General features: G+C 29.6%; 20 protein-coding genes and 1 riboswitch. Of the genes, 16 read left to right on the forward strand and 4 right to left on the reverse strand.

All coding sequences use genetic code 11. From position 1 onward, the window contains the following. Positions 1-5: 5 nt before the first annotated feature. From LL038_RS21270 to LL038_RS21300, 7 genes are all read left to right on the forward strand, one after another. The gene (locus LL038_RS21270) at positions 6-1,031 is read left to right on the forward strand and encodes a glycosyltransferase (protein ID WP_216123056.1); all 1,026 of its coding nucleotides are present in this window, start codon (positions 6-8) and stop codon (positions 1,029-1,031) included. Between the two features lie 87 nt (positions 1,032-1,118). After that, complete coding sequence (locus tag LL038_RS21275) at positions 1,119-2,180, forward strand: glycosyltransferase family 2 protein (protein ID WP_216123050.1); 1,062 nt, start codon at positions 1,119-1,121, stop codon at positions 2,178-2,180. A 54-nt stretch (positions 2,181-2,234) separates the two neighbouring features. Then, the gene (locus LL038_RS21280; protein ID WP_216123048.1) at positions 2,235-2,903 is read left to right on the forward strand and encodes a YveK family protein; all 669 of its coding nucleotides are present in this window, start codon (positions 2,235-2,237) and stop codon (positions 2,901-2,903) included. Positions 2,904-2,929: 26 nt separating this feature from the next. Continuing rightward, the gene (locus tag LL038_RS21285; protein ID WP_216123047.1) at positions 2,930-3,559 is read left to right on the forward strand and encodes a CpsD/CapB family tyrosine-protein kinase; all 630 of its coding nucleotides are present in this window, start codon (positions 2,930-2,932) and stop codon (positions 3,557-3,559) included. 37 nt (positions 3,560-3,596) lie between these two features. After that, positions 3,597-4,748 (forward strand): beta 1-4 rhamnosyltransferase Cps2T, encoded by a 1,152-nt coding sequence (cps2T, locus tag LL038_RS21290; RefSeq protein ID WP_216123045.1) that lies wholly within the window; start codon positions 3,597-3,599, stop codon positions 4,746-4,748. A 95-nt stretch (positions 4,749-4,843) separates the two neighbouring features. Continuing rightward, on the forward strand, positions 4,844-6,163 hold the full coding sequence (locus LL038_RS21295) for a glycosyltransferase (RefSeq protein ID WP_216123043.1): 1,320 nt from the start codon (positions 4,844-4,846) through the stop codon (positions 6,161-6,163). Between the two features lie 9 nt (positions 6,164-6,172). After that, complete coding sequence (locus LL038_RS21300; protein WP_216123041.1) at positions 6,173-7,387, forward strand: hypothetical protein; 1,215 nt, start codon at positions 6,173-6,175, stop codon at positions 7,385-7,387. A 492-nt stretch (positions 7,388-7,879) separates the two neighbouring features. Here LL038_RS21300 and LL038_RS21305 read toward each other — a convergent pair whose 3' ends face one another. The 3 genes from LL038_RS21305 to LL038_RS21315 form a co-directional block, all read right to left on the reverse strand. Continuing rightward, a complete protein-coding gene (locus LL038_RS21305) occupies positions 7,880-9,214 on the reverse strand; it encodes a right-handed parallel beta-helix repeat-containing protein (RefSeq protein WP_216123035.1) in 1,335 nt (444 codons plus the stop codon). A gap of 171 nt (positions 9,215-9,385) precedes the next feature. Further along, positions 9,386-10,633: a right-handed parallel beta-helix repeat-containing protein gene (locus LL038_RS21310; protein ID WP_216123034.1), complete on the reverse strand. Its 1,248-nt coding sequence runs from the start codon at positions 10,631-10,633 to the stop codon at positions 9,386-9,388. A 144-nt stretch (positions 10,634-10,777) separates the two neighbouring features. Beyond that, positions 10,778-12,139: a right-handed parallel beta-helix repeat-containing protein gene (locus LL038_RS21315; protein ID WP_216123032.1), complete on the reverse strand. Its 1,362-nt coding sequence runs from the start codon at positions 12,137-12,139 to the stop codon at positions 10,778-10,780. A gap of 19 nt (positions 12,140-12,158) precedes the next feature. After that, positions 12,159-12,239: riboswitch (cyclic di-GMP riboswitch) on the reverse strand. A 184-nt stretch (positions 12,240-12,423) separates the two neighbouring features. On the opposite strand from LL038_RS21315, the gene rfbD reads away from it, so the two are divergent. Together rfbD and LL038_RS21325 are read left to right on the forward strand one after the other, a co-directional pair. Next, entirely contained in the window at positions 12,424-13,257 is an 834-nt protein-coding gene (rfbD, locus tag LL038_RS21320; protein WP_216123022.1) for a dTDP-4-dehydrorhamnose reductase, read from the forward strand. A 121-nt stretch (positions 13,258-13,378) separates the two neighbouring features. Then, positions 13,379-13,879, forward strand: a complete 501-nt coding sequence (locus LL038_RS21325; RefSeq protein WP_216123021.1) for a hypothetical protein — start codon at positions 13,379-13,381, stop codon at positions 13,877-13,879. A 44-nt stretch (positions 13,880-13,923) separates the two neighbouring features. Here LL038_RS21325 and LL038_RS21330 read toward each other — a convergent pair whose 3' ends face one another. Then, the gene (locus LL038_RS21330) at positions 13,924-14,052 is read right to left on the reverse strand and encodes a hypothetical protein (RefSeq protein ID WP_268055927.1); all 129 of its coding nucleotides are present in this window, start codon (positions 14,050-14,052) and stop codon (positions 13,924-13,926) included. A gap of 402 nt (positions 14,053-14,454) precedes the next feature. On the opposite strand from LL038_RS21330, the gene LL038_RS21335 reads away from it, so the two are divergent. From LL038_RS21335 to argC, 7 genes are all read left to right on the forward strand, one after another. Next, positions 14,455-15,612 carry an ABC transporter permease gene (locus tag LL038_RS21335; RefSeq protein ID WP_216123019.1) on the forward strand — a complete coding sequence of 386 codons (1,158 nt, stop codon included), beginning with the start codon at positions 14,455-14,457 and terminating at the stop codon, positions 15,610-15,612. Then, complete coding sequence (locus tag LL038_RS21340; protein ID WP_253199808.1) at positions 15,605-16,279, forward strand: ABC transporter ATP-binding protein; 675 nt, start codon at positions 15,605-15,607, stop codon at positions 16,277-16,279. The genes LL038_RS21335 and LL038_RS21340 overlap by 8 nt, the downstream gene beginning before the upstream one ends. A 179-nt stretch (positions 16,280-16,458) precedes the next feature. Further along, entirely contained in the window at positions 16,459-18,321 is a 1,863-nt protein-coding gene (locus LL038_RS21345; RefSeq protein WP_216123017.1) for a nucleoside-diphosphate sugar epimerase/dehydratase, read from the forward strand. Positions 18,322-18,731: 410 nt separating this feature from the next. After that, positions 18,732-18,878: a lmo0937 family membrane protein gene (locus LL038_RS21350; RefSeq protein ID WP_216123014.1), complete on the forward strand. Its 147-nt coding sequence runs from the start codon at positions 18,732-18,734 to the stop codon at positions 18,876-18,878. A gap of 186 nt (positions 18,879-19,064) precedes the next feature. After that, a complete protein-coding gene (locus LL038_RS21355; protein WP_216123012.1) occupies positions 19,065-20,381 on the forward strand; it encodes a hemolysin family protein in 1,317 nt (438 codons plus the stop codon). A 187-nt stretch (positions 20,382-20,568) separates the two neighbouring features. After that, positions 20,569-21,888, forward strand: coding sequence for a hemolysin family protein (locus LL038_RS21360; RefSeq protein ID WP_216123006.1), 1,320 nt, complete (start codon positions 20,569-20,571; stop codon positions 21,886-21,888). A gap of 180 nt (positions 21,889-22,068) precedes the next feature. Continuing rightward, positions 22,069-23,106, forward strand: coding sequence for an N-acetyl-gamma-glutamyl-phosphate reductase (gene argC, locus LL038_RS21365; RefSeq protein WP_216123004.1), 1,038 nt, complete (start codon positions 22,069-22,071; stop codon positions 23,104-23,106). Positions 23,107-23,165: the final 59 nt, after the last annotated feature.

The raw sequence follows: 23,165 nt of genomic DNA on the forward strand, positions 1-23,165 counted from the left end.
GTTTTTTGGATAGAGTTGATGTCAGCATTATAATACCTGTTTACAATGTAGAGGAATTTTTGCCAAAATGTTTAGATAGTATTATTAATCAAACTATTGATAATAAAGAGATTATTGTAATAAATGATGGCTCTACAGATAATTGTTATGAAATAATTAAAGAATATAAAGAGAAATTCCCTGAACTAGTTGTTATAAATCAAAAGAATAGTGGTATTAGTGAAACTCGAAATGCTGGGCTCAAAGCAGCAAGGGGTGAATACATAGCATTTGTTGATAGTGATGACTTTGTAGAGCTTGATATGTTTGATAAAATGTATAAAGCCGCTACTCGTGCAAATGTTGACATAGTTATTTGTAATTACATATTGTATAAAGAAGGACAAGATACGGAAGATTCTAATTATAAGAAAATAGAAGGAATTGATAAAGAAGGTTTTTTAGATAAAGGTGAGGCCCTTAAGATGTTTTTGTTAAATGATATCAAGGGTTATGTTTGGAATAAGCTGCATAAAAGAGAACTCTTTTTTGAAAATAAAATTTCATTTCCGGATTTTGTAGTATGTGAGGATACTCCAGTTGGATTTTTATTACTTGCAAATGCAAATAAGATTTATTCAATGATAGAACCACTTTATTATTATAGGCAAAGGGAGTTATCACTTACAAGAACATTTTCAATTAAATCAATGAAAGATATGATAGATGGATGTTATATAATGAGAGATTTTATAACAAATAACCCTCTTATTTATGGTGAGTTAATCGATTATTATAAAGTTTATTTGATAAAAACACTATGGGCTATACATAATAAATACTTTATACAAAGCTCTGAAACTGGAGATAAGAAATATTACTTTGAGTTTAAAGATATAGTATCAAAAGAGGTAGATAATTTACAAATTTCAGAAATAATAAGGAATAGTAAGCTAACATTTAAAGAAAAAATTAATATATTGCTTATAAAAACAAAAACGTATGGCCTTATTTTCCCTCTATTGTACAAGATTAAAAATGTTATGAAGTAAAAAACATTGCTATTATTACCAATAGAATTTTGTATAATTAAAGGTTATGATTAAAAGCACTGAAGGTCATTATTAAGGAGTGTTAGTATGGTGAAGATAAGTATTATAGTTCCAATTTATAATGGAGCAAAGTATATCAAAGAGTGTTTAGAGATGATAATAAATCAAACATTTAAAGATTTTGAATTAATAATAATAGATGATGGATCTACTGATAACAGTAAGGAAATGTGCAAAGAATATGCAAAGATTGATTCTAGGATTAAATTAATTAGCAAAGAAAATGGAGGAACCTGGGCCGCTAGAAATAGAGGAATAGATGAATCTATTGGTAAATATATTATATTTTTAGATTGTGACGATTGGTATGAGAACAATTTATTTGAAAAAATGTATGAAAATATAAAAAATAATGATGTGGATCTAGTTATATCAGGTCAAACCAATGTTTTTGTAGATAAAAATGGAGAAATTATCAGAAAAACTACTGTATTACCAAAGAAGCATAATTTTAAGACAAAAGATGAAATTTTGTCAAATTATATTTTACTTAGAGAAGAAGAAATTGGAGATACTCTGTGGAATAAAATTTACAAATCTGAGATCATAAAAAAATACAATTTGAAATTTGAGAATTATAAACGTGGTGAAGACACAATATTTAATGCTAATTATTATCAGCACATAGACAAATGCATAGTCATTTCAGAAGCTTTATATAATTATAGAATTGAAAATGCAAATCCAGTATGGCTTAAATACTGTGATAATTATTTGGATATTGTAAGGAGCGAAAATGATACTATCGTAGGTAAACTTAAAGAATGGGGTAAATATAGCAAGGATGCTAGGGAGTACCAAGCAACTCATTTTACTTATCGTATAATTGAGTATTTTTATAAGATAACTTACTCTAAAAGTTTTTTAAATTTGGAAAGTAAAATAGAGCAAAAATCAACTTTAAAAAGTAAAAGCCAAGAAATATTAAATTTATTAGATAATGAAGAAGTTAGAAAGAATTTGGATGATTCCAAGGTGATTGGTAAATTCCATAAATTACTTATTAAATCTATGAAATCAAGAAATGTTGAATTGATATTGTTTTTAGTAAAGATCAAATTGGTATACAACAATATAAAAGGTATATAGCTTTAAAATTAATAAGAAATATCATAAAAGAACAATTACCATGGAGGTATTAAAATGAATTATGAAACCACAAAAGGATATAAAGAATTTATAAATGTTCTAAAAAGAGGGAAATGGATTATATTGCTTGTAACAATTTTAGCAACATTAACAGCGGCTTTATTCAGTTATTATTCTATGAAAAGTTCTAAGCCAATGTATCAAACAATAACAAGCGTTGTAATAGGAAATAAAGAAGATATAGTTAATGCGAAAAGTTTAATCCCTACATTTGAGCAAATCGCAAACTCTAGTACTATATCAAAGAACGCTAGCTTATTATTAAAAGGTTCTGTGTCAGATTTGAAGCTGCGAAAGAGTTATGATGTTACTGTATCAGCGGATGCTCCGATACTTACAATTACGGCTAGTGGAGAATCACAAAAGCAGTCTTTAGCTATAGCAAATGCCGTTATTACCTCCTATTCAAAAGAAGTAAAAAGAATATATCCTTCACAGAGCATGAAAATAATGGAGAATTCAGGTCAGAGCGATCTTATAAACAATAAATTTAAATCTATGAACGTAACATTAGCATTTTTACTTGGATTGTTCCTTTCGATATTTATTGTGACATTTATAGGGTTCTTTGATGAAAAGATCAGGACCAAAGATGATGTAGAGAAATATTTGGGTCTACATATTCTCGGAAATTTACCAAAAAGAAATAAATCGCACATTTAATATAAATTAGAAGGGAGATGGATTTAATGGGAGAAACAAAATATGGAGAGTATCTTAATTTAGACTCAATTAATTCAAAAGCATTTAACGAATTAAAAGCGAATATTCAGCTCATAAACGCGGACAGTAAAAAAAAGGTTATTATGATAGCAAGTTCTGGCAGTAGCGACGGTAGGTCAACTACAACAGCATATCTTTCACTGTCGCTTGCAAAAAGTGGTAAAAAAACTATACTTGTTGATTGTGATCTGAAAAAGCCAAATATACATAACATGTTTGATTTAACAAACGATAAAGGCCTTGTGAATTATCTATCCGGAGATGTATCGCTTGAAAAAGTAGTTAAGACTACGAAGATAAAGAATTTATCTATACTGACTTCTGGTACAGTAACATTAAATTATGCGGAACTTTTTGTATCAGCTAGATTTAATGAATTTATAACTTTATTAAAGGAAGATTATGATTATATCATTATTGATACACCTCCGATCACAATAGGCGCTGATGCTGAGGTTTTATCAAGATATACTGATGGATGTGTTCTTGTTGTTAAATCAGGGAAAACAGAAAGAAAATCTGCCCATAAGGCTAAAGAAATTCTTCAAAAAGTGCATGCTAATATTATAGGTGTATTCCTAAATGAAACGGACTAAAGATAATTTTATAAAATAAAAATAGAGGTGTAAACAAATGACAGATGTATTCATTATAGGTTCTAAAGGAATACCATCTAATTATGGTGGATTCGAGACCTTTGTAGATAAATTAACTCTTTATAAAAAAAAGCAGGATATCATGTATCATGTGGCTTGTCTAAATGTTAAGGAAGAAGAGTTTTATTATAATAAAGCAAGATGTTTTAATGTTAATGTAAAAGACATAGGTAGTGCGAAAGCAGTACTTTATGATTTGCAAGCTTTAAGCAAATCAATAAAGTATATTAAGGAAAAGAAATTGTCTAATTCAATTGTTCTTATTCTTGCGTGTCGCATTGGTCCATTTATATCATTTTACAAGAAACAACTCAAGGATTTGGGAATAAAGCTTTATATAAATCCTGATGGACATGAATGGAAACGTAGTAAATGGAGTATGCCTGTGAGGAATTATTGGAAGTTTTCTGAAAAATTGATGGTAAAACATGCAGATTTACTAATATGTGATTCAAGGGGTATAGAGGATTACATAAATACAGATTATGATATGTACAAGCCTAATACTACATTTATAGCTTATGGAGCGGAAATTGAAAGATCTAAGCTAATCGAGAAGGATGATTTTATAACAAGCTTTCTTGACGGTTTTTTAATAAAAAGGAAAGAATATTACTTAATTGTTGGTAGGTTTGTACCCGAGAACAGTTATGAGACTATGATAAGAGAGTTTATGAAATCGGATGTTGATAAGGATCTTGTTATAATTACAAATGTCGAGAAAAATAAATTTTATGAAAGATTACTAAAGGCCACAAACTTTACTAGCGACACGCGAATAAAATTTGTAGGAACTGTTTATGATAATGAACTTCTAAAAAAAATAAGAGAAGAAGCATTTGCATATATTCATGGACATTCAGTGGGAGGAACTAATCCTTCACTTCTTGAAGCCTTAGCGAGTACGGATATTAATCTGCTTTTAGATGTTAATTTTAATAAAGAAGTTGGGGAAAATGGAGCTATGTATTTTAGTGATGAAGATGGCAATTTAGCTTCATTAATAAGCAAAGCAGAAAAATTAACAGAAAATGAAATTTTAGCGATGTCTACAAGAGCTAAGAATAGAATAAAAGATTCTTATTCTTGGGACAAGATTGTTCATGATTACGAAGAGCTTTTTTTATAAGTTTAAGGAGGCGTCGACTTATTAAAATATTGCATTATTCTCTTGGATTACCTCCACTACGGACTGGAGGGTTAACTAAATATTCTGTAGATCTTATGTTAAAACAAGTTGCAGGTGGTAATAACGTTACATTATTATATCCTGGTCATTTCACGATTGATAAAAAATTACGAATTGATGAGAATAAGTCATTTAAGGGTGTTAAAGTATATGAAATACTAAACCCAATTGGTATTCCACTACTTAGCGGAATACCAAGTCCAGAGACATATTTTAAAAATAGGGATATAAATGTATATATAGATTTCTTAAAAGAGTCAAAGGTAAAGATTTTGCATATTCATACATTGATGGGCTTAGATAAAGAACTTGTAGCAGCTGCAAAGAAATTAAATATAAAAACCATATTTACTTCTCATGATTATTTTGGAATATGCCCTAAAGTCAATCTTATTGATTTGCAAGGGGAAATATGCGAGGAATATCATAATGGAGAGAACTGCATAACATGCAATAGAAATGGCTACAGTAGTTCATTGGTATTCTTTATGCAGTCAAGAACTTATAGATATTTAAAGAATAGTAGGATTATAAAAAAGCTAAGAGCTTATAAGCAGAAATTAATTATTAAAAAAAATCATGAATTAACTGAAACTGAACTTATAAATGAAGAAAAAAACAATAAAAATAATCCTTCGGCTAGTGGATATGTTAAGTTTAGAAAAAATTCTATTGATATACTTAATAATATCGATTTTATTCATTATAATAGCAGTGTAGCAAAGAATACATATGAGAGATATATAAACAATGTAAATAGTAGAGTTCTTAATATTTCTCATTCAAATATAAAGGATAATAGAATAAAAAAACAAAGTAATAGTAAAGAACCATTAAAAATAACATATATTGGATCGATAGAGAAGTATAAAGGGTTATATTTTCTATTAGATGTGCTTAGACAACTACTGAAAAATAATATTAGCGAATGGAATTTGAATGTCTATGGAAAAAATGTAAATATAAATATAGATGAGTTTATGGGAAAAGTAAATATAAAGGGTACATATGTTTATTCTGATCTCGAGGAATTATTTAAGAATACAGATGTATTGATAGTTCCAAGCATCTGGTATGAGACATTTGGATATATAGCACTTGAGGCATTCTCTTATGCTGTACCTGTAATTTTAACTGATCTTGTAGGGTTTAAAGATATGATAAAATCCGGAACTACTGGCATAGTAATAAAAGCCGCCGAGGATGAATTATATAAAAATTTAGGAGCTATAATAGAGGATAGAGAAAAACTATCGTATATTAATAATAATATACTAAATCTAGCAAGTATTTATACAATGGAAAAACATGCATCGGATATAATGGAATTGTACTCAGGTCTGATTAAAGAATAGGAGAAATAAATGGAAATATTAATGGCATTATTGTATTGCTTTCATCAGATGTTTGCCAATTTACCTTTTGTTAGTAAAACATTAACCGGTAATTTAGATCTGTTTTATGCATTGGGGATGCTCGGTATTGTCTTTGTTATATTAAAAAAAAAGAGAGATATTTCACTCTTAATAATATGTGCTTTACCGATTGTGATTTATGGGATCATTCAAGGAATGGTAATACAAAATGTAGAAATGCAAAAACTTTTGGTTAATATTTCTAAAATTACAATATGCATTTCTTTAATGATTTTGGTATCAAGAAAAATTCATGACTTTAAGATTAAAAAGTTTATTGATTATATTTGTAGAATCTACTTAATACTTACACCTGTAGCGATTGTTCTAAAACAAAATGATTATTTATGGAGGCTTCATGATACTATAAATAAATATAATCTTGTAAGACTAAATTTATTTTACATAGAGCCTAGTGAGCTAGGTTTTCACTTATCTATAATAATCCTTATATTAATGTATTTAATTATTAAAGAAAAAACTCATAAGGTGCAAGCTAAATATATAATCTATATGATAGATTGTTTAGCTCTATTAGCATTATCTGGAGCTTACGGATCATCAGTAATGTTATTTTCCACCATAATATTCATATCATTTATTATAATTATAACAAAACTGAATTTTAAAAACATTTTAGTTGGATATGGATTAATAATGGTCTTTACCATAATAACAATATTGTTCGTAGTAACGAAATCGTCAATGTATATGAGGACAGTGGATACGTTAAATGGAAAAGATTCTTCCAACAGTTACAGAGTAAATGTTACTCAGGAATTCACATCTACAGCAATAACTAAGACAGAAGGCATCGGAGTAGGCTTTGGAAATCTTAATACCGATAATACAAGGAAAATCTTTAAATCTACTGGAATGACAGCAGTAGTAGCAGCTTCATATCCGTATTTTATTGCAGAGGGAGGTATATTTGCAGTAGCATATTTAGTTTTATTACTCACATTACTCACGATTAATGTAGGTATCAAAAAAAATATGTTACTCGCAAACCTTCTGTTATTTAGTTTCTTATATCAGATTTACGGCGGTTATTTTACAAACCCATTAAATTGGATTATATATGGATTAATACTAAGCAGGTGGACACCTGATAAGATAGAATTAGAAGATAATTTGGACAAAGGAAAAGAGATAATCTCATAGATTATCTCTTTTCTTATGCATTAATTTTTTTAACATAACATCGCATATAAATATTTATGCAGTAGTTTTGTTAAATTAATTAAATATATTTACTACATATGCAGCCTACCGGCTGAAAAACTTTTTTTGTAAGGATTATTTATATCTATTCTATTTTTTTTTATCCATCATCTTTTTTAGATGCATCTTAGCATAAAGGTTTAATAAAATGGATTTCTCCGGGAATGACTTGCAATAAAAAGTGAGAAAACATTGAAATTGAATTTAGAATTCTTGTTTTGCCAATATAAAATTCTCGTAAGACTGACAGGTTGCATAACAATTAATAATTGTTATGTGCCCCAGAGAACTACCCAGAGGTCCAGTCTAGCGAACCCGAGACAGGACGTCGAGTGTGAGAGTTAGAGAATTTTATATTCGCAAAAGATTAGAATTCCTTAATGCAATTTCATGTTTTGAGCTTATATTGCAAGTCATGGATGAGAAATTGTTTTATTTACCAACAGTCATTTTAGCATACTCATGAAGTCCAATTTTGTAACCTTTTATTGTATTGTTATATATTGTGTTGTGCTGATTTGTATTAGAAGTTGAATAGATACCACTCTTAGATATTATTCCATTACTTGAGCTAATCTTATTATCCTTAATTGTTATATGTTGAGGCTGATCTTTTCCATTCGAGTCAAGTAATATCCCATTACCTTTCTCTGGAGCTTTATTATCATTTTCGCCATTTGTATTATTTATAATATTATTAGATACAATGTTATTAGAGCTTCCAGCAGTTATATCGATACCATTCTTTTGTGCAGATAACACTTTGTTTCCAGTAGCAGTTGTATTTGATGTTTCATACAGACATATTGCTCCTAGATTGCCAACACCTTTGATGGACTCTTCTACTGTATTGTTTTTAACAAGGTTATCTTTAGTTTGCCATACCTCTATTTGGTTAAATCTATTGTTTTTGGAAATATTTCCTATAAGAGAATTTCCACTTGTAACTTTCTTGTCTCCACCATAAATAGTGAGGCCTTCCTGACCATTACCGATGCACGTATTACCACTTGCTACAGAGTTTGCCGTACCTTTTCCAGTTGTTGAGTTAAAACCAAATATCACTCCTTGACCGCCACTATTTTTTAACACATTGTTTGTCACGGAGATTTTGTTCCCGTTTAAGCAGTAAATATGGCCACTTATTTGTTCCTTTTTATAACCACCAAAAACTTTGTCGTTTTCAAAATTATTCTTATCGATTGTAATATTAGAACTATCGTTATCTATTTTAATCCCATATTTACGAATATCATCGAAATAAGAATTTGTAATATTACAGTTGCTACTTGCAGATATATTTAATGCAACATAATCAATTTTGTTCGTAAATTTACATTCAGTTACATTTAGTCCTTTTTTAAAATCAACGTTTATTGCGGTAGAGCAATTTTGAAACTCTATGCCCTGAAAACTGTTATTATTTCCTGCAAAAAATAAAGTGTTTTTGCCAGTACCAATAAAAACTGCTTTATTTTTTGAAATTAATTTTATTCCATCTGGAAGTTTTACACTACCGTGAACACTATATTTGCCTTCTGGTAACTTTATTGTACTTCCGCTTGGATATGAATTTATCATTTTTTGAAATGCTGCCGTGGTGTCCGTGGCTCCGGTTATGTCTAATGAGTATTTTTTTATATCATTCTTATTGATGTTATGAAGTGAAAGATCTTTTGTTTTGTTAATTACTACAAATGTACCTATAACAAATGCAAAAAAGACTACTATAATAACTATGACTGTTTTATTTTTAAAAAATTTCATATATCCACCCTTTATTTTCATATTAGTAATTTTGCTGAATATTAGTATGCCCAGTCGCAGAGGAGTAATTCAATCCAATATTTCGGAGTGAATTATAAATAAAAACAAAGGATAAAGTCTACAAATATTATAGCTTTTATCCTTTGTTTAGTAGATCCTAAGGAGAGGTTGTTACATTCCACAAGTCATTTTTGCATAAGAATGAAATCCAGATTTGTAACCTGTTATAGAGTTACTATCTATTTTGTTATACTTATTACTATTAGAAGTTGAATAGATACCACTCTTAGGAATAATGCCTATACTTGAGCTAATTTTATTATTTCTGATTGTTGTATATTGTGGCTGTGATATTCCAGCTGAGTCAAGCAATATTGCATTACCTTTTTCAGGAGCAGTAATATTATTGTTTAAGTTTGTATTTGCTATATTATTATCTGTTATAGTGTTATATAAACTTCCAGCAGTTATATCTATACCATTATTTTGAGCAGAGAGTATTGTATTCCCAGTAACAGTTGTTCTAGTCGTAGTAAACAGACATATTGCGCCTAGATTACCGCGCCCAGCTATTGATTCTTCAACTGTATTTCCACTCACAGTATTATTATCAGATTGCCATACTTCTATTTGATTATATCTGTTATTTTTAGAGGTATTGCCTATAATAGAATTTCCACTTGAGAGTTTCTTAATGCCTCCATAAATTGTGATACCTTCTTGACCATTACCGGTACAATTATTATTACGTGCTATGCAGTTAGTTGTACCTTTACCTAAGGTTGAACTGTAACCGAATATTATGCCTTGGCCACCGCTATTTTTCAAAATATTGTTCTCAACAGTGATTTTGTTACCACTTAAGCAGTAAACATGACCACCTATCTGCGAGGTCTTATATCCACCAAAAACATTAGGGTTATCAAAATAATTTTTATATATAGTAATATTAGAACTATTGTTATCTATTTTAATTCCATATTTGTTTATATTATAGAAATATGAAGTAGTAATAGTGCAATCACTACTTCCATAAATATCGATTGCTGCATAATTAATATTATTTGTGAATCTGCAGTTTGTTATATTAACTCCTTTTACATATAACACCCTTAAAGCAATAGAGCAATTTTGAAACTCTATACCCTTAAAAGTGTTATCATTACCTGTAGCGAATAAAGTGTTTTTACCAGTGCCCTCTATTACAACGTCACTACTTGCAATCAAACTCATCCCATCTTTCAAATTAACAATGTCAGATATCTTATATATACCCTTTGGTAAATTAATTGTACTACCTTTTGGATACGAATCTATCATTTTTTGAAATGAAGCAGAGGTATCTGATATTCCCGTTTTATCCAAATTATATTTTTGAGCATCTATTGTTGCAGGACCATTAGTTGAATTAGCCGTCACAGTGTCAGCTTTTGTAGTAGTTACAAAGGAAGTACCATTTAATAAAGCAGTTAATATTATGGTAACAGCTATACTTTTTCTTATGTTATTATTTAAGATATCAATTCACTCCTCTTATGTCGGTGGGGAGGTTATAATGTCAATTTATTTTTCACAAGTTGCTAGGGCATACCAGTGAACTCCATATTGGTAACCTGTTATTATGTTGCTATTTATTTTGTTATGATGATTAGTATTGGAAGTTGAGTAAATACCACTTTTAGCAATAATTCCATTACTTGAGCTAATTGTATTATTAGCGATTGTTATATATTGTGGATCAGCTACTCCGTTCCAATCAAGTAATATTCCGTTACCTTTCTCAGGGGTTTTAACAAAATTTTGCCTATTTGTATCAGCTATAAAATTGTTTGATACGTTGCAATTTAAGCTACCCGCAATTATTGCTATCCCATTACTTTGAGACGATAATATATTGTTATCCGTAACAGTTGTTCCAGTCGTACCAAAAAGGCAAATAGATCCTAAACTTCCACGACCAAATATTGATTCTTCTACTGTATTGCCTTGAACAGTATTATTATCAGATTGCCATACTTCAATTTGATTAAATCTGTTATTTATAGATGTATTACTAACAATAGAGTTTCCATTAGAAACCTTCTTTGTTCCGCCATATGTAGTAATGCCTTCTTGACCATTACCTATGCAGCGATTATTAAATGCGACGGAACTTGTTGTACCTTTTCCAGTTGTTGAATTATAACCAAATATAATACCTTGCCCACCGCTATTTTTTATAATATTATTTGTCACCAAAATTCTAGTTCCATTTAGACAATAAACATGCCCACTTATCTGTTCTACGTTATAGCCATCAAAAACTAAAGGGTTATCAAAATTATTGTTATCGATTTTAATATCAGAACTATCACTATCAATTAAAATTCCATATTTGTGTATGTTGTAGAAATATGAATTTGAAATCGATGAACCGTGACTTCCATAGAAATTAATTGCAGCATAATTAATGTTATTTGTAAATCTGCAGTTTGTAATATTAAATCCAGTTTTCTGAAAAACACTTAAAGCAGTTGCACAATTTTGAAATTCTATACCCTCGAAACTATTAGCATTACCTGTGGAGAATAAAGTGTTATAACCAGTCCCCTTAATTATAACATCATTAGAGGCGATAATATGTAAATTATCCTTTAACTTAACAACATTCGACAATTTATACGTACCTGTTGGTAATTGTATTGTACTTCCACTTGGTAGTGAATCTATCATTTGTTGAAACTGGATTGAGGTATCGGTTACACCTGTTATATCCAATTTATAAGTTGTAACATCTATTATAGTAGGATTACTTGTTGACTCAGATATACTAGCAGAAGTTGTAACACCTAATGCATTCGTAGTATTTAGAAATGGACTAGTTGTTGATAAGGAAATTAACATTATTAATATTGTAATACTTTTTTTCATATTGTTTTTAAACATAATAAATCACTCCTCTTAATTTGGTGGCTAGGCTACCATACTCTCGTAAGGCCCTATGGCTTTGCGTCCTTACTTTTCAATAAGTTTGCTATTTTCCGTAAAAAGTTTTATCTTAAGGTATTAAAAATGAATTTTACATTGTATAAAATATTATTAGCAAGAATTTATTTGAAATAATATATTAACTTATCGTTAATAATCTTTTATTCTTTAGAATTTCCTCAATTAATTATTAAAGTAAGGTATAATTTATATAAGAATAAGCTTTAAGAGGAGAATTAAATATGAAGATATTAATCACGGGAGCTAATGGTCAACTTGGTCGAGAATTAGCTAATCAATACAAAGAGAAAAAGGGTATTGATTTAATACTTACGAGAAGGTCAGATCTAGATATATCGAATATTAATGAAGTATATAGTTTTGTAAATGAAAATAAACCAGATGTGATTATAAATTGTGCTGCACTTACAGCTGTGGACAAGTGCGAGACGGAAATAGATATGGCATATAAGATAAATGCAATAGGACCTAAAAACTTAGCAATAGCTGCAAATGAAATTGGCGCAGAAATTGTCCAAGTTTCAACAGATTATGTTTTTAGTGGCAATATGGATAAGCCACTAACGGAATTTGACAAAATAGATCCTTTGACTATTTATGGGAAAACTAAGCTCGAGGGAGAAATATTAGTTAAAAATCATAATCCTAAACACTACATAGTTAGAACAGCATGGCTTTATGGAGATGGGAATAATTTTGTAAAGACTATGATAAATTTAAGTAAAACTAATACCACATTAAAAGTGGTTAATGATCAAAAAGGAACACCTACAAGTACAGTTGATTTAGCTAGAACTATAATTAAACTTATAGAGCAAAAAAATTATGGACTATTTCATTGTACCTGCAAAGGTGAATGTACATGGTATGAGTTCACTAAAGAAATTTTTAGATTTAAGGGCATAACGACGACGGTTTTACCGTGTACAACCGATGAATTCCCACGTCCGGCAAAAAGGCCAGAATACTCAGTTCTTAGAAATTATATGTTGGAACTCACAACAGGAGATATAACTAGAACTTGGCAAGAAGCAATTCATGAATATTTAAAATAAATTAATGTTATAATTAAAGGAGAATCAGGAGAAATACGTAAGGAAGGTGGCAATTTGTTCCATAATTTGTCATAAGAACGCAAAATGATGATCTGCTTTTTTATTAATATAGGAGGTGAGTGTGATTAAAATTTTGCATTATGCACTTGGATTGCCTCCGGTTAACACAGGGGGATTAGCGAAACAGCCAGAAAATATTATGGTACGCCAAGTAGCTAATGGTAATGAAGTTTCATTAGTATATCCAGGGAAAATTTCAATAGATAGAGGATTAAAAATCAAAAAGAATAAATCCTTTAACAATATAAAAGTATATCAAATAAATAATCCGATTTCTGCTACATTACTCAGTGGAGAACATAATCCTAAAGTATCACTTAGACATATGGGTTTTAATATTTATATTGATTTCTTAAAAACTATCGAGGTTAATATCATACATATTCATACATTGGTGAACTTGGATGAAGAATTTATCTCCGCTGCGAATAAAATGGATATAAAAATTGTATTCACAGCACATGATTATTTAGGAATATGTCCTAAAGTTAAATCTATTGGTTCAGAAGAAACATGTACGGATCATTGTAATGGCGAAAAATGTGTGATTTGTAATCGATGAATCAAAAAAAATACTCTAACCTAATTATAGATGGAAAACCTGGTTTAGTTATTTCTATCTTCATTATGTTTGATATCTGGCATTAAGGGGGTTGTTTTACTAGCTGCTTTCATTAAGCTGCACAATAAAACATACGCAGTAATTAATATTATTGCAAAAATTATATATTTCATAAAGAACACGTCCTCTTCTATTAAAATGAGTGAAAATGTATAACTTTTTAATGATTATACTTATATAACGGTTACCTTATCAATATAGTTTCATTTTTGTAATTATACTGTAAAAAAACATTTCACTTGATTCGAGTTTGAATAATCTAGAATAATTGCAAAAAACCAAAGATAACTAGCGAAACGATGCTAATTATCTTTGGTTTTATATATTCCTATTTAATCACTTTCTATGTTTTTATAATAACAAAAAATAGAAATTTATAGTTTAGTGGGTTAATTGTATATTTATAGAGAAATATGACATTGTGTGATAGAATAAATGGTAGAAGTTTATAGTTATTGAAAACTGTTAAATTATGATAAAATTTTATAATAAAAAATAAGCGGAGGCTAGAGGGTATGTTTACAGCACTAAAAATAGCCTGGAGATTCTTAATAAACAGCAAGATTCAAACATTAGTAATAGTTTTAGGAATTGCCATAGGGATTTCGGTACAGGTATTTGTTGGGATACTAAGTGCAGGGCTGGAAACCTCTTTACTTGATAAAGTCGTGGGAAATTCAACTCATATAACGATCAATCCTAAAAATAATATAATAAAGGATTATCAGGTCAAGGCAGATAAAATTAAAAAGCTGGATAGTAGGATAACATCGGTGGCGCCAGTAGTTGGATATAATGCATCTCTTAACATTAGAAATATGACGGAGCCTATACAAATTAGTGGATTTGTTTCTAAGGATTTGGAGTCATTTTATAATATTAAAGATAAAATTTATAAAGGAAGAACTGTAAAATATTCTGGGGAAGCATTGATTGGTAAGGAACTTAGTGAAAAATTAGGGTTAAAAATAAATGATAACATTAATATAGTAACGGCTGATAATCGAAAGATAGTCGTGAAAGCCGTAGGATTTTATGATTTTGATACAATAAAAATTAATAAAATTCTAGTTATTACGAATTTCAAAACTGCTCAGAATTTGGCGGGGATTGGTGATGCTGCAACATCTATGGAATTAACTACGAGTGATCCTTATAATGCAGACATTATTGCAAATAAGCTCAAAAAAGGGTTAAATGATAAAAATTTAGTAATAGAAAATTGGAAAGATCAAAACAAGTTATTAGTAAGCGCTATAATGGGTGAAAAAGTATGTAGCCTAATAATTCAACTTAGTGTAATGATTGCTGCCGTTTTAAGTATAATAAGTATAATGAGTATAAGTGTGGTTCAGAAATACAAGCAAATAGGTATTTTAAAGGCTATGGGAATAAAAGATGGTTCTGCTGCTCTTATATTTTTAATTCAAGCTTTTATTTTAGGGGTAATTGGTACAATTATTGGTGTGGGGTTAACCTATTTGTATGTAAAAGGATTTAATAGATATATAGTGTCATCAGTTGATGGAAAACCTATAGTTAATATAATTGTTAATTATAATTTTATAATTAAATTATGTATTATTGATATAATAGCATCAACTTCAGCGGCATTTTTTCCAGCTTTAAAATCTTTTAAATTAACGCCTGTGGAGGTTATAAAAAATGGATAACATTATAGAACTTAAAGATATTAATAAAATTTATGGAAAAAGAGTGAAAACACAGGTATTAAACAATATAAATTTATCTATTGATAAAGGCTCTTTTAATTCTATTATAGGTGCGTCAGGTAGTGGTAAAACGACCTTATTAAATATAATAGGAATGCTTGATAGGCCTACAAGTGGACAAGTTGAATTGGAAGGCAGAAGAATAGATAAGATGAGTAGAAGAGCTTTAGCTGCTATTCGAAACCGCGAAATAGGTTTTGTATTTCAATTTCATCATTTATTACCAGAGTTTAATGCTATTGAGAATGTCATTATGCCTAGATCTATAAGAAACATATTTTGTGGTAGAAAAACTTCTCAAAAAGCAAAAGAACTTTTGGAACTTGTAGGACTTCCAAAGGTTAAGGGAAATAAAGTTTATGATTTGTCAGGTGGAGAGCAACAAAGGGTCGCAATTGCAAGAGCTCTTATGAACAGCCCTAAGATAATACTTGCAGATGAGCCAACAGGAAACCTGGATTCTCAAACTTCTGAAGTTATATATAATATATTTAGAGATATAAATAAAGAACTTGGAACTACTTTCATAATAATAACCCACGATGAGAGAATAGCAAAAAAAACAGATAGAATAATTGAAATAGAAGATGGTGTTATTAAATTTTAAAGTGGCTAATTAATGCATAATCACCTCCCTTACCTTAACATTGTTTTGTGGGTTTTGTAAAATTAATTATAGAAATAGGAATTTTTGTGGTTTTTTATTGAAAAGATGTTTAATAGCAAAAATGATGATATAATATTACGAGAACAAATTTTGAGAAACATAAAGAAGAGGTGTATATTGTGAAAGCTTTAGGAAAATGGAAAAAGCCGATACTAATACTAAGTGATGCAGTTTTAATAAACTTAGCATATATATTAGCTTTCTATTTTAGGTATAATTATAGAAATTTTAAGTTTTATTCAAATGATTATAAAGAGATAGCGATAATAGTAACAGTTATTTACATAACATGTTTTTATCTATTCAAACTTTATGAAAGTCTTTGGAGTTATGCAAGTGTAGATGAATTTATGTTAGCTATTGGCGGGTGTATTGCTGCAGATATTCTAACAATTGCATTTGTTAGAATTATTGGCCATCCATTTACATATGGAGTAAGTATACTCGCTTGTGCTTTTAGTATTCTTTTTATACTTGGGTTTAGGATGTCATTTAGAGTTTATGAAAGATTTACGGGTATTATAAATTGTAATGTAAGTAAGAATGATAGAAATAGAGTAATGATAATTGGTGCTGGGGCAGCTGCAGCTATGGTTATAAAAGAAATGAAAAGCAGCAGCCAGGCTAATTATACGCCTATAGCTGTAATTGATGATGAACCTTATAAAAAGGGGAAAAACATTTTGGGAGTAAAGGTTTTAGGAAATAGGAAAGATATAATTTCTATTGCAAAAGCTAAAGAGATAGAAACTATTCTTATAGCCATTCCAACTATAGAAGACGATGATAAACAACAAATACTAGAAATATGTAAAAAAACAAAATGTAAAATAGAAATTATTCCAGGTATGTATGAAATAATAAATGGAAAAGTTTCATTAAGTCAAATTAGAAAAGTAGATATTGAGGATTTACTAGGACGTAAAGCAGTAGTACTTGATACAGAGGGTATTGCAAGTTATATTCAAAATAAAACAATATTAGTAACAGGTGGCGGAGGGTCTATTGGTTCTGAGTTATGTCGTCAAATTATAAAATTTGCACCTAAACAATTAATTGTTTTTGATATATATGAAAACAATGCTTATGATTTGCAAATTGAACTTAAGTATAAATACCCAAAATTAGATTTAAAGGTACTTATAGGATCTGTTCGAGATAAAAAAAGACTTGAGGATGTTTTTACAACATATTCACCGGATATAGTTTTCCATGCGGCGGCGCATAAACATGTTCCACTAATGGAAGAAAGTCCTATGGAAGCAATAAAAAACAATGTGTTTGGAACTTATAATGTAGCAGAGTGTGCTCATAGATTTAATGTTGAAAGATTTGTTATGATATCAACAGATAAAGCAGTAAATCCAACTAATGTTATGGGTGCGACTAAGAGAATGTGTGAGATGATTATACAATCTATGGATAAGATAAGTAAAACACATTTTGTAGCAGTGAGATTTGGTAATGTTCTAGGAAGTAATGGATCAGTTATACCATTATTTAAAAACCAAATAGCTCATGGTGGCCCAGTTACACTTACTAATAAATATATAACAAGATTCTTTATGACTATCCCAGAAGCTGCACAATTAGTGCTTCAATCTGGTGCATATGCCCAGGGTGGAGAAATCTTTGTTTTAGATATGGGAAAGCCTGTTAAAATATATGATTTAGCTTGGGATTTGATAAAACTTTCAGGTTTTGAGCCAAATAAAGATATTAAAATTGAAGTTACGGGGCTACGTCCAGGAGAAAAACTTTATGAAGAACTGCTAATGAGTGAAGAAGGACTTACTAATACTAAACATGCGAAGATTTTTATTGGTAAACCTACTTTTACTGATTTAGGAGTAATGAAAGAAAGAATGAAAGAGCTTGCGGTAATTATTGAGGCAAATGATGTTGATGCATTAACTAGTAAAATTAAAGACATTGTTCCTACTTATAAAAAAACTGGTGGCGAGGATGATCAAGCTGTCTAGCTTTTAGCTTATTTTTCAATGGCTAAGTTATAAGAACCGCCCAAATGCATATTTACGCGTTTGGGTGGTTCTTTTTTATTATGAACTAATTTATTTATGAATATTTAGTATTTAAGTGGTGATTTTACATGAAAAAGAATATAACACTAATTCAACATTCCAGGTTAGTTATTCTGATTTAATAGCTTATAATTTGAGAGAAAATCATAAGATTAGGATTGAAATATCATATATAATTAAGAAAGGTTCTGTAAAAATTTTAGGAATTATAACAAATTAATAATTGTTAAAGACTCGAAAAATAGGGAAAAAGGTAGAAGTAGTATTGCAAATATACTAGTTTCTTGATATAATTATCAAACATTTAAGGATAACTAGTAAATAGGCATATATGAAGGGTGGTGTTTTATATGGGGCTTTTACGTTGGATAGGTAGTATAGTAGTATTTTTTTGGGTTGTAGGGTTTATACTTAAAATTGGTGGCGGATTGATACATATGTTGCTAGTACTCGCTGTAATAGTATTTCTTGTTGATAAAATTTCTGGGAAAAGATAAATTTAATAAAATAATATATTATAAGTATTTTAAATTAAATACAAGATTAAATAGGAACTAACTGTAAGTTGGTTCCTATTTAATTATATAGAAATATAAAATTATTTTTATAATATTAATCAAAGTATTAAATTTTGTGTTATCATGATAGTATGAAAAGCTTTTATTTTAGAGGAGGAATTTTTAATGGAATCAGAACCCGCGCCCATGCCTAACAGCAATATAGTGGTGCAATTAATATTAATTGTTATTTTAACACTGATAAATGCGTTTTTTGCATCTGCAGAGATGGCAATAGTATCTTTGAACAAGAACAAAATTAAACATTTAGCAGAGGAAGGTAATAAAAAGGCGATACTATTATCAAGACTTATAGAAAAGCCAACAAAATTTTTATCGACTGTTCAGGTGGGTATTACGTTTGCAGGATTTTTTTTAAGTGCTTATGTGGCTACCGCGATAACAGGTAAACTATCACTCATTTTGAGTAATATAAGTGTACCTTATAGTGAAGGAGTTGCTCTAGTTGTTATAACAATTGGACTTGCTTATATAACACTTGTATTTGGAGAATTGTTTCCAAAACGTATTGCGCTTCAAAACTCTCAGGCTATTGCAATGTTTTCGGTAGTACCTATTATGTATATATCTAAAATAGTTACACCATTTGTGAGTTTGCTAACAGTATCTACCAATATTTTAGTGAAAATCACTGGTCTTGGTCATGAGAGCAAAGAGGAAAAGCTATCGAAGGAAGAAATAAAATCACTTATAGAAGTAGGTCAGGAACACGGCGTTATTAATGAAACAGAAAAAGAAATGATAAATAACATCATTGAGTTTGATGACAAATTGGCAAGGGAAGTTATGACTCCAAGAACAGACATATATATGATTGATATAAATGACCCTATTACAGAGTATTTAGATGAGTTACTAATCGAGCGTCATTCAAGAGTGCCAGTATTTGAAGGTGATGTTGATAATATCGTAGGAATACTTCATATGAAAGATTTTATGATAGAGGCAAGAAAAAATGGTTTTGAAAATGTAAATATTAAGAATATATTACATTCACCTTATTTTGTTCAGGAAAATAAAAATATAGATGAATTATTTAAAGAATTGAAAAGTTCTAAAAATCATATTGCGATGCTTATAGATGAGTATGGAGGATTTTCAGGGGTAGTTACAACTGAAGATATTACAGAAGAAATCATGGGTAATATTGAAGATGAATATGATCACGAGGAACCAGAAATAAAGAAGGTTGATAATAATACTTATATAGTAAGTGGATTACTTTCTTTAGATGATTTAAATGAGCATTTAGATTTAAATTTAGTTTCCAAAGATTATAATACAATAGGAGGCTTTTTAATTAATCTTATGGGATGTATTCCAAAGATAAATGAGGAGAGAACTGTTGAATATGGGGATGTAATATTTAGAATAGAGGAAGTTCGCGAACGAAGAATAGAAAAAATTAAAATATGTATATAAGAATTACCCTACTTTTAGTAAAGTAGGGTAATTTAAATTCGAGCAAATTATAACACTTTCCATATGAAGAAAATTTGAATTCGTAGATAAATATGGTATTATATAATTAGGAAAGTATGTTATGGTTATAATAGACTAAGTATGGATAATACTAAGTATATGTGTTGACTTGGAAGGAGTTATCAAAGTGACTATTTTTATAAACATTGTTATCGTATTTTTACTGGTATTTATGAATGCTTTTTTCGTTGCCACAGAGTTTGCAATGGTAAAGGTTAGAAAATCTAGGATAGAAACATTAGTACTTGATGGAGCTCAAAATGTAAAATACACTTTAAAGGTTGTAAAAGATTTGAACTCGTACCTATCTGCATGTCAGCTAGGAATAACGCTAGCATCCCTAGGGCTTGGATGGATAGGAGAACCTGCAGTAGCTGCAATGCTCACGCCGTTATTTAACTTAATGGATCTGCCAGAAGCCGCTGTGCACTCAATTTCGTTTATCTTAGGATTTTCACTTATAACTGGATTTCATATAGTACTTGGGGAGTTAGTACCAAAGTCACTCGCAATTATAAATACAGAGAAGATAGCAATGTATACAGCGCTACCACTGGTTTGGTTTTATAATATAACCTTTCCAATAATGTGGGCTTTTAACCATAGTACTAGTTTGGTTTTAAAGATGTTTGGTGTATCACTAGTTGATGAACATGACATAGCGCATACTGATGAGGAAATAAAGTTATTAGTTGAGGAAAGTTATAATCATGGATTAATAGATAAAACTGAATTAACTTTTATAGATAATATATTTGATTTTTCAGAGAAAACAGTAAAAGAAATAATGATACCTCGAACTGATATGGAATGTATTTACCTCGAAGATTCTTTTGAGGATATTATAGCATTTACTTTAGATGAACAGCTAACAAGATATCCAGTATGTAGGGATAGTAAAGATAATGTTGTTGGGTTTGTACATATTAAGGATTTGTATAAGCAGAAAATTGAGGGGAATAGCCAAAAGATAGAGGATGTTATCCGTGAAATTAAATTTGTTCCAGAATCGTTATCAATAAGTGAATTATTAAAAGTATTTAAAAAAGATAAGGTACAAATGGCTATAATTATTGATGAATATGGTGGAACATCTGGACTTTTAACTATTGAAGATATTTTAGAAGAAATAGTTGGAGAGATCCAAGATGAGTTTGATGAAGAGGTTAATGAGATTATTAAAACAGAAGATGGTGGCTACAGTGTAGATGGAAAAGTTCTTATTGAGGATATTGTCGAACTGTTAAGTATAGATATAGAGGAAGAAAACATTGATACAATTGGTGGATGGGTTTATTCACAACTAAGCTCATACCCACAAGTGAATGATAAAATTATTTATGAAAATTATGAATTTATTATATTAGAGTGTGATAGTAAAAGAATTAGCAAAGTTAAAATTAAGAAGTTAGTTGAGAAGTCAATTGAAAAATTAATTGAAAAATAGCAATAAGCCCTTTTGGTTATGTAGTTAATAGCTAAGGGGCCATTTTTTAGCTCGATTTATAATATAAATCTGAATAAATATACAATAACATGAATAAATATTCATATTATTGTTGATTTTTTTATAACTCTATTGTATAATAATCTTTATTAATAAATTTTAAATGCGAGGCGATTCAATATGATAAAAGCAGGTATAATAGGGTCCACTGGCTATGCAGGTGAACAGTTAACATGGTTTTTATACAAGCATCCCAATGTCGACGTAGAGTTTTATTCTTCACATAAATATGCAGACATGACTTATAGTGAAATATATAGTAACTTCTATAGTTATATAGATGATATATGTGTTGATATGGAGACAGCCATAAGTAAGTTACCAGATATAAATGTTCTCTTTATTGCTATGCCACATGGCAAATCATTTGAAATAACACAGAAAGCACTAGCTCTTGGCGTAAAAGTAATAGATTTAGGTGCGGACTATAGACTAAAATCAAAAGATGTTTATGAGAAATGGTATAAAGTTAAACATGAAAGTGAAGGTCTACTAAAAGATGCAGTTTATGGCCTTTGCGAATTAAATAGAGAAGCTATAAAAAAGTGTAATTTATTAGCTAACCCAGGTTGTTATCCAACAGCCACTATATTAGCACTCACACCGATGTTAAATAGTGACATGATAGACACAAACTCAATCATAGTTGATGCTAAATCAGGAGTATCTGGTGCAGGTAGAGCTGCAAATGTTGCCTCACTTTATACAGAATGTAATGAATCAATTAAAGCTTATGCAGTTACTACTCATAGACATACTCCAGAGATTGAGCAAGAACTTAGCAAGGCATCTGGAAATGATGTAACGATATGTTTTACTCCTCATTTAGTGCCAATGAACCGTGGAATATTATCAACTTGTTATGCAAAACTCACGAAAGATATAACTGAGCAAGATATTATAGCTTTATATAGAAATTTTTACAAAGATGAATTTTTTGTGAAAATTATTGCTGGATTACCAGAAACAAGATGGGTAAGAGGCTCCAATATATGTCATATTGGAATCAGAGTGGATAAACGCACAAATAGAGTAATAATAATATCTGCTATAGATAATTTAATTAAAGGTTCGGCAGGTCAAGCTGTACAAAATATGAATATTATGTTCGGAATACCTGAAACTACTGGACTCGAAATTATTGCCATGGCGCCATAAACTTTGTGTAATTACATTTAACAATTCTCTTGGAAATATAACTTGTTTTATATATACAA

The sequence above is a fragment of the Clostridium estertheticum genome (assembly GCF_026650985.1).
Classification (GTDB): Bacteria; Bacillota; Clostridia; order Clostridiales; family Clostridiaceae; genus Clostridium_AD; species Clostridium_AD estertheticum_C.

What these genes read in the sequence shown, in the direction of transcription:
- LL038_RS21330 (WP_268055927.1), bottom strand. Translation starts at nt 14,052, where the DNA reads ATGAAATATATAATTTTTGCAATAATATTAATTACTGCGTATGTTTTA.
- LL038_RS21340 (WP_253199808.1), top strand. Translation starts at nt 15,605, where the DNA reads ATGGATAACATTATAGAACTTAAAGATATTAATAAAATTTATGGAAAA.
- LL038_RS21305 (WP_216123035.1), bottom strand. Translation starts at nt 9,214, where the DNA reads ATGAAATTTTTTAAAAATAAAACAGTCATAGTTATTATAGTAGTCTTT.
- LL038_RS21355 (WP_216123012.1), top strand. Translation starts at nt 19,065, where the DNA reads ATGGAATCAGAACCCGCGCCCATGCCTAACAGCAATATAGTGGTGCAA.
- LL038_RS21280 (WP_216123048.1), top strand. Translation starts at nt 2,235, where the DNA reads ATGAATTATGAAACCACAAAAGGATATAAAGAATTTATAAATGTTCTA.
- rfbD (WP_216123022.1), top strand. Translation starts at nt 12,424, where the DNA reads ATGAAGATATTAATCACGGGAGCTAATGGTCAACTTGGTCGAGAATTA.
- LL038_RS21350 (WP_216123014.1), top strand. Translation starts at nt 18,732, where the DNA reads ATGGGGCTTTTACGTTGGATAGGTAGTATAGTAGTATTTTTTTGGGTT.
- LL038_RS21300 (WP_216123041.1), top strand. Translation starts at nt 6,173, where the DNA reads ATGGAAATATTAATGGCATTATTGTATTGCTTTCATCAGATGTTTGCC.
- cps2T (WP_216123045.1), top strand. Translation starts at nt 3,597, where the DNA reads ATGACAGATGTATTCATTATAGGTTCTAAAGGAATACCATCTAATTAT.
- LL038_RS21315 (WP_216123032.1), bottom strand. Translation starts at nt 12,139, where the DNA reads ATGTTTAAAAACAATATGAAAAAAAGTATTACAATATTAATAATGTTA.
- LL038_RS21285 (WP_216123047.1), top strand. Translation starts at nt 2,930, where the DNA reads ATGGGAGAAACAAAATATGGAGAGTATCTTAATTTAGACTCAATTAAT.
- LL038_RS21335 (WP_216123019.1), top strand. Translation starts at nt 14,455, where the DNA reads ATGTTTACAGCACTAAAAATAGCCTGGAGATTCTTAATAAACAGCAAG.
- LL038_RS21275 (WP_216123050.1), top strand. Translation starts at nt 1,119, where the DNA reads ATGGTGAAGATAAGTATTATAGTTCCAATTTATAATGGAGCAAAGTAT.
- LL038_RS21295 (WP_216123043.1), top strand. Translation starts at nt 4,844, where the DNA reads ATGTTAAAACAAGTTGCAGGTGGTAATAACGTTACATTATTATATCCT.
- argC (WP_216123004.1), top strand. Translation starts at nt 22,069, where the DNA reads ATGATAAAAGCAGGTATAATAGGGTCCACTGGCTATGCAGGTGAACAG.